Annotated in this window: 13 protein-coding genes; 1 reads left to right on the forward strand and 12 read right to left on the reverse strand. The window is 66.2% G+C overall.

Annotation, left to right across the window (positions count from 1 at the left end; translation table 11 throughout):
* Window positions 1-194 (reverse strand): hypothetical protein (locus LPZ50_RS18690; RefSeq protein ID WP_230663525.1); only part of this gene is annotated, 194 nt, incomplete at its 3' end.
* Here LPZ50_RS18690 and LPZ50_RS18695 point away from each other — a divergent pair.
* Window positions 106-1,134: a S1C family serine protease gene (locus LPZ50_RS18695; protein ID WP_230663529.1), complete on the forward strand. Its 1,029-nt coding sequence runs from the start codon at window positions 106-108 to the stop codon at window positions 1,132-1,134. The two genes, LPZ50_RS18690 and LPZ50_RS18695, sit on opposite strands and share 89 nt — an antisense overlap.
* Window positions 1,135-1,164: 30 nt before the next feature.
* Here LPZ50_RS18695 and tatC read toward each other — a convergent pair whose 3' ends face one another.
* The 11 genes from tatC to hisC form a co-directional block, all read right to left on the reverse strand.
* A complete protein-coding gene (gene tatC, locus LPZ50_RS18700) occupies window positions 1,165-1,968 on the reverse strand; it encodes a twin-arginine translocase subunit TatC (protein WP_230663532.1) in 804 nt (267 codons plus the stop codon).
* Window positions 1,965-2,414 carry a Sec-independent protein translocase protein TatB gene (gene tatB / locus LPZ50_RS18705; protein WP_230663535.1) on the reverse strand — a complete coding sequence of 150 codons (450 nt, stop codon included), beginning with the start codon at window positions 2,412-2,414 and terminating at the stop codon, window positions 1,965-1,967. Before tatB ends, tatC begins: the two co-directional genes overlap by 4 nt.
* 77 nt (window positions 2,415-2,491) lie before the next feature.
* A complete protein-coding gene (tatA, locus tag LPZ50_RS18710; RefSeq protein WP_230663537.1) occupies window positions 2,492-2,719 on the reverse strand; it encodes a Sec-independent protein translocase subunit TatA in 228 nt (75 codons plus the stop codon).
* A gap of 18 nt (window positions 2,720-2,737) precedes the next feature.
* Window positions 2,738-3,106 carry a histidine triad nucleotide-binding protein gene (locus tag LPZ50_RS18715; protein ID WP_230663540.1) on the reverse strand — a complete coding sequence of 123 codons (369 nt, stop codon included), beginning with the start codon at window positions 3,104-3,106 and terminating at the stop codon, window positions 2,738-2,740.
* Window positions 3,107-3,119: 13 nt separating this feature from the next.
* On the reverse strand, window positions 3,120-3,467 hold the full coding sequence (locus tag LPZ50_RS18720; protein ID WP_230663542.1) for a phosphoribosyl-ATP diphosphatase: 348 nt from the start codon (window positions 3,465-3,467) through the stop codon (window positions 3,120-3,122).
* Complete coding sequence (gene hisI, locus LPZ50_RS18725) at window positions 3,464-3,868, reverse strand: phosphoribosyl-AMP cyclohydrolase (protein WP_230663545.1); 405 nt, start codon at window positions 3,866-3,868, stop codon at window positions 3,464-3,466. The genes LPZ50_RS18720 and hisI overlap by 4 nt, the downstream gene beginning before the upstream one ends.
* 25 nt (window positions 3,869-3,893) lie before the next feature.
* Window positions 3,894-4,685, reverse strand: coding sequence for an imidazole glycerol phosphate synthase subunit HisF (hisF, locus tag LPZ50_RS18730; RefSeq protein ID WP_230663548.1), 792 nt, complete (start codon window positions 4,683-4,685; stop codon window positions 3,894-3,896).
* Complete coding sequence (gene hisA / locus LPZ50_RS18735) at window positions 4,682-5,422, reverse strand: 1-(5-phosphoribosyl)-5-[(5-phosphoribosylamino)methylideneamino]imidazole-4-carboxamide isomerase (RefSeq protein WP_230663552.1); 741 nt, start codon at window positions 5,420-5,422, stop codon at window positions 4,682-4,684. Before hisA ends, hisF begins: the two co-directional genes overlap by 4 nt.
* Window positions 5,423-5,484: 62 nt before the next feature.
* Window positions 5,485-6,138 (reverse strand): imidazole glycerol phosphate synthase subunit HisH, encoded by a 654-nt coding sequence (gene hisH, locus LPZ50_RS18740; protein ID WP_230663555.1) that lies wholly within the window; start codon window positions 6,136-6,138, stop codon window positions 5,485-5,487.
* A gap of 23 nt (window positions 6,139-6,161) precedes the next feature.
* Entirely contained in the window at window positions 6,162-6,749 is a 588-nt protein-coding gene (gene hisB, locus LPZ50_RS18745) for an imidazoleglycerol-phosphate dehydratase HisB (RefSeq protein WP_230663558.1), read from the reverse strand.
* A gap of 18 nt (window positions 6,750-6,767) precedes the next feature.
* A partial coding sequence (hisC, locus tag LPZ50_RS18750; RefSeq protein ID WP_230663561.1) for a histidinol-phosphate transaminase occupies window positions 6,768-7,815 on the reverse strand: 1,048 nt, incomplete at its 5' end.

Raw genomic sequence — 7,815 nt, forward strand, 5'->3', positions numbered from 1 at the left:
AGGCCCAGGTCGCCGCCGCGGGCCAACTGGCCGCCGGAATAGGTCTTCTGCAGGCCGCCGATGGCCTCGGCCTGGTCGGACACGGTCACCTGGTCGAGCGTCGTGGTGCCGCTGGTCTGTGCCGCGGCGCCGACGGCGGCCTCATATGCCGATGCCGTGGCCAGGGCCGCCCCGGCGGTGGTGAACGTGTACACCACCAAGCACGTCGACGTGCCAGTGGTGCCGCTGCCCGACGATCCGGCGCTGCGCCAGCTGTTCGGCCAGGTGCCGGGCCTGAGCCGGCGCCAGGCGTCCACCAGTCTGGGTTCGGGGGTCATCGTCAGCGCCGACGGCTATGCGCTGACTAACTACCATGTGGTCGAGGCGGCCGACGCGATTGAAGTGGCGCTGGGCGACGGCCGTGTGGGCAGCGCCAAGGTGGTGGGGGCCGATCCGGACACCGACCTGGCGGTGCTGAAGCTGGATGGCGGCGCCCAGCCGTTGCCGGTGGCCTCGTTCGCCTCGGACCGCAGCTTGCGCGTGGGCGACGTGGTGCTGGCCATCGGCAACCCGTTCGGGGTGGGCAAGACCACCACCCAGGGCATCGTGTCGGCGCTGGGCCGCAATGGGCTGGGCATCAACACCTACGAAAACTTCATCCAGACCGACGCGGCCATCAACCCGGGCAACTCTGGCGGCGCGCTGATCGACGCCCAGGGCAATCTGGTGGGCATCAATACGGCCATCTATTCCGAATCGGGCGGTTCGCTGGGCATAGGGTTTGCCATTCCCATCGATACGGCGCGCAAGATCATGGAAGAAATCGTCAAGACGGGCACGGTGCGGCGCGGCTGGCTGGGCATCGAGCCGCAGGACGTCACGCCGGACCTGGCACGCGCCTTTGGGCTGCCCCGCAATTCGCGCGGGGTGGTCATTGCCGGCGTGATGCGCGGCGGCCCGGCCGGCAAGGCGGGCCTGCGCGTGGGCGATATCGTGCAAACCGTTGATGACGCCGAAGTGGCGGATACCGTGTCCATGCTCCGCATGATCGCCGCGCTGCCGCCGGGCCAGAAGGCCGAACTGGGTATTTTGCGTGGCGGCAAGCCGCGCAAAATTACCGTAGAAGTGGGTACCCGGCCGACGCGGCCGAACTAGTAAAAAACGGGCGGCCATGCCGCCCGCGGGTTACTGGTGCTCGGTAAGGCTGGTGCCGTCGCCGGTGTCCGGGTCGGCGCGCCGCGGGGTGACCAGGCGGGCGCAGATCAGGCCCACTTCGTACAGCAGCACCAGCGGCACGGCCAGCATGAACTGGCTGACCACGTCGGGCGGCGTGACCACGGCCGCGATGACGAAGGCGCCCACCACCACATAGCCCCGGGCGGCTTTCAGCTTGGACAGCTCGACGATGCCCGTCTTGACCAGCAGCACCACGGCCACAGGCACTTCGAAGGTGATGCCGAAAGCCATGAACATGGTCATGACGAAGCTGAGATAGGCCTCGATGTCGGGCGCAGGCGTAATGGATTGCGGCGAGAAGGTCGCAATGAAGTGGAACACCGTGCGGAACACGAAGAAATAGCAGAACGCCATGCCCAGGATGAACAGCAGGGTGCTGGACACGATCAGCGGCATGGCCAGGCGTTTTTCGTGCCGGTACAGGCCGGGGGCGACGAAGGCCCAGGCTTGGTACAGCACGATGGGCAGCGCGATGACGAAAGAGGCCATCATGGTGACCTTGACGGGCACCATGAAGGGCGTGATGACTCCGGTGGCGATCATGCGCGTGCCCTCGGGCAGCGAGGCCAGCATGGGTTGGGCCAGGATGTCGTAGATGAACGAGGCGCCGGGGTAGATGAACAGCACCACGAACACCACGATGACGGCCAGCGCGGCCCTCATGAGGCGGCTGCGCAGCTCGACCAGGTGCGAGATGAAGGTTTCTTGCGGCTGTTCCTGGTTCAGCTCGTCGTGTTTGGCGTCCTGGGTCACGGCGTCGTACCAGTTTTCGGTTGGGCGTCGGGTGCCGCGTCGGGCTGGGCAGCGGCAGCTTGCGCCGGAGCCGGAGCCGAAGGCGCCGCGGGGGTGTCGGGAATGGCGGGCGCAGCCGGGGTGGCGGGTTCCGCGTCGGGCTTGCCCGACACCGCCTGGGTGGCCTCGCGCGCGGTTTCGTTCAGGCCGCTGCGCAGCGAGTTTTCGGTATCGCGCAGCGACGATTGCACGCTGTTGGCGGCATCGTCCATTTCGCTTTTGAACTTGCGCAGTTCGTCCAGCTCGATTTCGCGCCGGATGTCGCTTTTGACGTCGCTGACGTAGCGCTGGGCGCGGCCGAGCAGGTGTCCGACCGTGCGCGCCACCTTCGGCAGCCGTTCGGGCCCGATGACAACCAGCGCGACGATGCCGATTATCATCAGCTCGGTGAAACTGACATCAAACATGCGACATCTGCTCGTTCAAATATAGGAAAGGAAGCAACGCCGAGAGGCATTGCTTCGGGAAGACACCGGTGCGGCGCTCAGGAGTTGGTTTTTTCTTTGGCCTGGACGTCGATGGTGTCGTCGGCGACCTTGTTCTGCGTGACCTGTTCGGCCGGCTTGTCTTCGTTGGCGTCTTTCATGCCGTCTTTGAAGCCCTTGACGGCGCTGCCGAGGTCGCCGCCGATGTTGCGCAGTTTCTTGGTTCCGAATACGAGGGCAACGATGACCAGTACGATCAACCAATGCCAGATGCTGAAGCTACCCATGATGACGGTTCTCCGTAATTACGCGTTGGGAGCCACGCGCCCTTTCCAGGGACGCTGACCGCCGATAATGTGGAAATGCAAATGCGGGACTTCCTGGCCGCCTTCGGCGCCGGAATTGGCCAGCAGCCTGAAGCCCCCTTCCGGACCCGGGCGGCAGCCGCTTTCGGCCGCCAGGCGGGTTGCCAAAGTCACCATTCTACCCAACCAGCCCGCGTCGTCGGGGCCCACGTCTTGCAGCGAGACCACGTGGCGGCGCGGGATCAGCAGCAAATGCACAGGGGCCGCCGGGCTGATGTCGTGGAACGCAACGAATTCGTCGTCTTCGTAGACCTTCTTTGAAGGAATCTCGCCGCGCGCGATCTTGCAGAAAATACAGTTGTCGCTCATATAGGTTCCGTGCTCAAGGCGCTGGGCGCCGTGCTTTTTCTTCCAGGCCGGACAGGCCTTCCCGGCGTGCCAATTCAGCCAGCACGTCTTCGGGCCGCAGATTGTAGTGAGTCAACGTGACGAGGCAGTGAAACCAGAGATCGGCGGTTTCACTGATGATGCGGTCGGGCGCGCCGTCTTTGGCGGCCATGACCAGTTCGGTGGCCTCTTCGCCGATTTTCTTCAGGAAAGCATCGGGCCCCTTGGCCAGCAATTTCGCTACATACGAGGTTTGCGGGTCGCCCCCGAGTTCGGGGCGGCGCGTGGCCAGGGTGTCGGCCAGGCGTGCCAGGATATCGCTGCCGGACGGGGTCGAGGTCATTTGTAGATGTGTTCCGGGTCTTTCAGGACAGGGTCGACGGTGACCCAGGACGCGCTGCCCGCGGGGCCTTCCAGCCGGCGAAAGAAGCAGCTGGCGCGGCCGGTATGGCAGGCGATGCCGCCTTCCTGGTGCACTTTGAGCAGGATGACGTCGCCGTCGCAGTCCAGGCGCAGGTCGTGCACGGCCTGGGTGTGGCCGGATTCTTCGCCCTTGCGCCACAAGCGCTGGCGCGAGCGCGACCAGTACACCGCGCGGCCGGTGGCGGCGGTTTCGGCCAGGGCTTCGCGGTTCATCCAGGCCACCATCAGGATCTGGCCGTTGTCGGCGTCCTGGGCAATGGCGGGGATCAGGCCGTTTTCGTCGAAAACGACGTCGTTCATCCAGTTGGGGTCGGTATCCATGGCGACAGTGTAGTGCGAACCGGGGCTAGTCGAGCCTGACGGCAATGCCTTGTCCGGCCATGAACTGCTTGCATTCGCGCACCGTGTGCTGGCCGAAATGGAAAATGCTGGCGGCCAGCACGGCGCTGGCGCGGCCCGTGGTAACGCCGTCGGCCAGGTGCTGCAGGTTGCCCACGCCCCCCGACGCGATGACGGGCACCGGCACGGCGTCGGACACCGCCCGGGTGAGGTCCAGGTCGAAGCCGGCCTTGGTGCCGTCGCGATCCATGCTGGTCAGCAGGATTTCGCCGGCGCCGTAAGACGCCATGCGCCGCGCCCATTCCACGGCGTCCAGGCCGGTGGGCTTGCGGCCGCCATGGGTGAACACTTCCCAGCGCGCCGGTTCGCCATCGGCCGACACGCGGCGCGCGTCGATGGCCACCACGATGCACTGCGAACCATGGTAGTTCGCGGCCGCGCGCACCAGTTCGGGGTTGGCCACGGCCGCGCTGTTGATGCTGATCTTGTCGGCGCCCGCGTTGAGCAGGCGCTGCACGTCGGACACCTGGCGCACGCCGCCGCCCACGGTCAGGGGAATGAAGACCTGCGAGGCCACTTGTTCGATGATGGGCAGGATCAGGTCGCGGCCGTCGCTGGTGGCGGTAATGTCGAGGAAGGTGAGTTCATCGGCGCCCTGCTCGTTGTAGCGGCGTGCGATCTCGACCGGGTCGCCGGCGTCGGCCAGGTTGACGAAGTTCACCCCCTTGACCACGCGCCCGGCGGTGACGTCCAGGCAAGGGATGATGCGGCGCGTCAGCGCGGTGGGGGCGGTGTTCATTGGCTGAGTTCGTCGGCCCGGGCCTGCGCGGCCTGGAAGTCGAGCGTGCCCTCGTAGATGCTGCGGCCCAGGATGGCGCCTTCGACGCCTTCGTCCTGCACGGCGCACAGGGCTTCGATGTCCTGGATGCCGGCGATGCCGCCCGAGGCGAACACGGGGATGCGCACATGCTGCGCCAGGCGCACGGTGGCGTCGACATTCACGCCCGACAGCATGCCGTCGCGGCTGATGTCGGTGTAGATGATGCCTTCGCAGCCGTAGTCTTCGAACTTCTTGGCCAGGTCCAGCACGTCGTGGCGGGTAAGCTTGCTCCAGCCGTCGGTGGCGATTTTGCCGTCGCGCGCGTCCAGGCCCACGATGATGTTGCCGGGGAAGGCCCCGCAGGCATCGTGCAGGAAGCCGGGGTTTTTCACGGCGGCGGTGCCGATGATCACGTACGAGATGCCGGCGTCCAGGTAGTACTCGATAGTGTCGAGGTCGCGGATGCCGCCGCCGATCTGCACGGGAATGTCGTCGCCGACCGCGTCCAGGATGGCCTTGATGGGAGCGTCGTTCTTGGGTTTGCCCGCGACGGCGCCGTTCAGGTCGACCAGGTGCAGGCGGCGCGCGCCCAGGTCGAGCCAGCGCGTGGCCATGGCGGCGGGGTCTTCGGAAAATACCGTTGCCTCGTCGAGGTCTCCCTGGCGCAGGCGTACGCAGCGCCCGTCTTTGAGATCGATGGCGGGGATCAGCAGCATGGTGGATATCGAGCGTTGAAAAAAATCGGTTGAAAAAGGCCGGCCGTGGCTCGTACGGACGGCTATGGGGTCCAGTCTACAAAATTGCGGTATAGGCGCAAACCGTGTTCCGCGCTTTTCTCGGGGTGGAACTGCACCGCGAAAATATTAGCGGCTGCCACCGCGCACGTAAATGTAACGCCGTAGTCGGTTTCCCCTACCGTGATGGCGGGATCGGCCGGTGCGGCATAGTAACTGTGCACGAAGTAAAAGTGCGTGTGGTCGGGAATGCCTGCCCACAAGGGGTGAGAGCGCGTCTGGCGCACTTGGTTCCAGCCCATGTGCGGCACTTTCAGGCGTTCGGCACCGCTGGCGCCGCCCTCGGGGGCGGCGAACGGGCTGCCGGCAAAGCGGCGCACGGTGCCGGGAAACAGGGCCAGGCAGTCGGTATCGCCTTCTTCGCTGCGGTCGAACAGCATCTGCTCGCCCACGCACACGCCCAGCAGCGGCTTGGCACGCGCGGCGCGCACCACGGCTTCGCGCAGCCCGGATTCGTTCAGGGTGCGCATGCAGTCGGCCATGGCGCCCTGGCCGGGAAACACCACACGGTCGGCGGCGTCGATATCGGCGGCGCGGTTGCAGATACGGATGTCGGCATCGGGCGCGGCATAGCGCAGCGCCCGCGCCACGGAATGGAAGTTGCCCATTCCGTAATCGACAATGGCAATGGTAGTCACAGGGATCTGCCTGGCGGGATGGGTTACAGCACGCCTTTGGTGGATGGCACGGCGCCTTCCATGCGGGGGTCGAGTTCCAGCGCCATGCGCAGCGCGCGGCCGAACGCCTTGAAGACGGTTTCGCACTGGTGGTGGGCGTTGACGCCGCGCAGATTGTCGATGTGCAGCGTGACCAGGGCGTGGTTGACGAAGCCCTGGAAGAATTCGCGGGTGAGGTCGACGTCGAAGTCGCCGATACGGGCCCGCGTGAACGGGATGTGATATTCCAGGCCGGGACGGCCGGAAAAGTCGATGACCACGCGCGACAGGGCTTCGTCCAGCGGCACGTAGGCGTGGCCGTAGCGGCGCAGGCCCGCCTTGTTGCCCACGGCCTTGGCAACGGCCATGCCCAGCGTGATGCCCACGTCTTCGACGGTGTGGTGCGCATCGATGTGCAGGTCGCCTTCGGCCTTGATGTCGAGGTCGATCAGGCCATGCCGCGCGATCTGGTCGAGCATGTGGTCCAGGAACGGCACACCGGTGTCCAGCGTCTGTTTGCCGGTGCCGTCCAGGTTGACGGCCGCGCGGATGCGCGTCTCGTTGGTGTTGCGGGTAATTTCGGCGGTACGCATATCAAGAAAGGGGCGAGCCTAAATAGTAGAACTGAGAATGTCTTGCAGGGCGGACAGCAGGGCCTGGTTTTCGGCCGGCGTGCCCACCGAGATGCGCAGGCAGTCGGCAAGCAGCGGGTGGGCGCCCGAGAAGTTCTTTACCAGTATTTTGCGCGTTTTCAGGGCAAGATGCACGGCGTTGCCGTCCGGCTTGCCGGAAAAGCGCGCAAGAACGAAGTTTCCGGCGCTGGGAAACACCCTTACGCCGGGCAGGGCCGCCAGGGCAGCGGCCAGCGTGTCGCGGCCCGCCCGCAGGGCGGCGGCCTGTTCGTCCAGTACCGGCTTGTGCCGCAGCACGGCGCGCAGGGCTGCCTGGGTCAGCACGTTCAGGTTGTAGGGCGGGCGCACTTTGTCGAACTGCGCGATCCAGCCGGGGTGGCCGGCCAGGTAGCCGAAGCGCAGGCCGGCCAGGCCTATCTTGGAGACGGTGCGCAGCACCACCGCATTGGGCAGCGTGCCCAGCCGCGGCATCCAGGTGTGGCCCGCAAAAGGCTGGTAGGCCTCGTCCAGCACCACCAGCCCGGGCGCCGCAGCCACGATGGCCTGCACGGCGGCATCGGGCCACAGGCCGCCCGTGGGATTGTTGGGCAGGGCCAGGAACACCACCTTGGGACGGTGCAGCGAAATGGCCTGCAGCATCGCGGGCAGGTCCAGTTCCAGGTCGGGCGTCAGGGGCACGCCCACGAAACGGGCGTGATCGAAGCGCGCCGCCATGTCGAAGTAGACGAACGACGGCCAGGGCGCCAACACCGTGTCGCCGGGCATGCAACAGGCCTGCACGATCAGGTGGATGAGCTCGTCCGAGCCGTTGCCGAACAACAGGCCGGCCTGCGCGGGAATGCCGAAGGCCTGCCGGACGTCGGCGGCCAGGGCGCCCGTGTCGCCCGGCGGATAGCGATTGAGCGCCGTCTCGCCCAGGGCGCGGGCCACGTCGTCGCGCACGGCATCGGGCAGTGCGTAGGGGCATTCCATGGCATCCAGCTTGATGCCGTCGCCGGCCGGCGGCACGGGGTAGGCCGTCAGCGCG

The sequence above is a fragment of the Bordetella petrii genome (assembly GCF_020991325.1).
Classification (GTDB): Bacteria; Pseudomonadota; Gammaproteobacteria; order Burkholderiales; family Burkholderiaceae_B; genus Bordetella_A; species Bordetella_A petrii_E.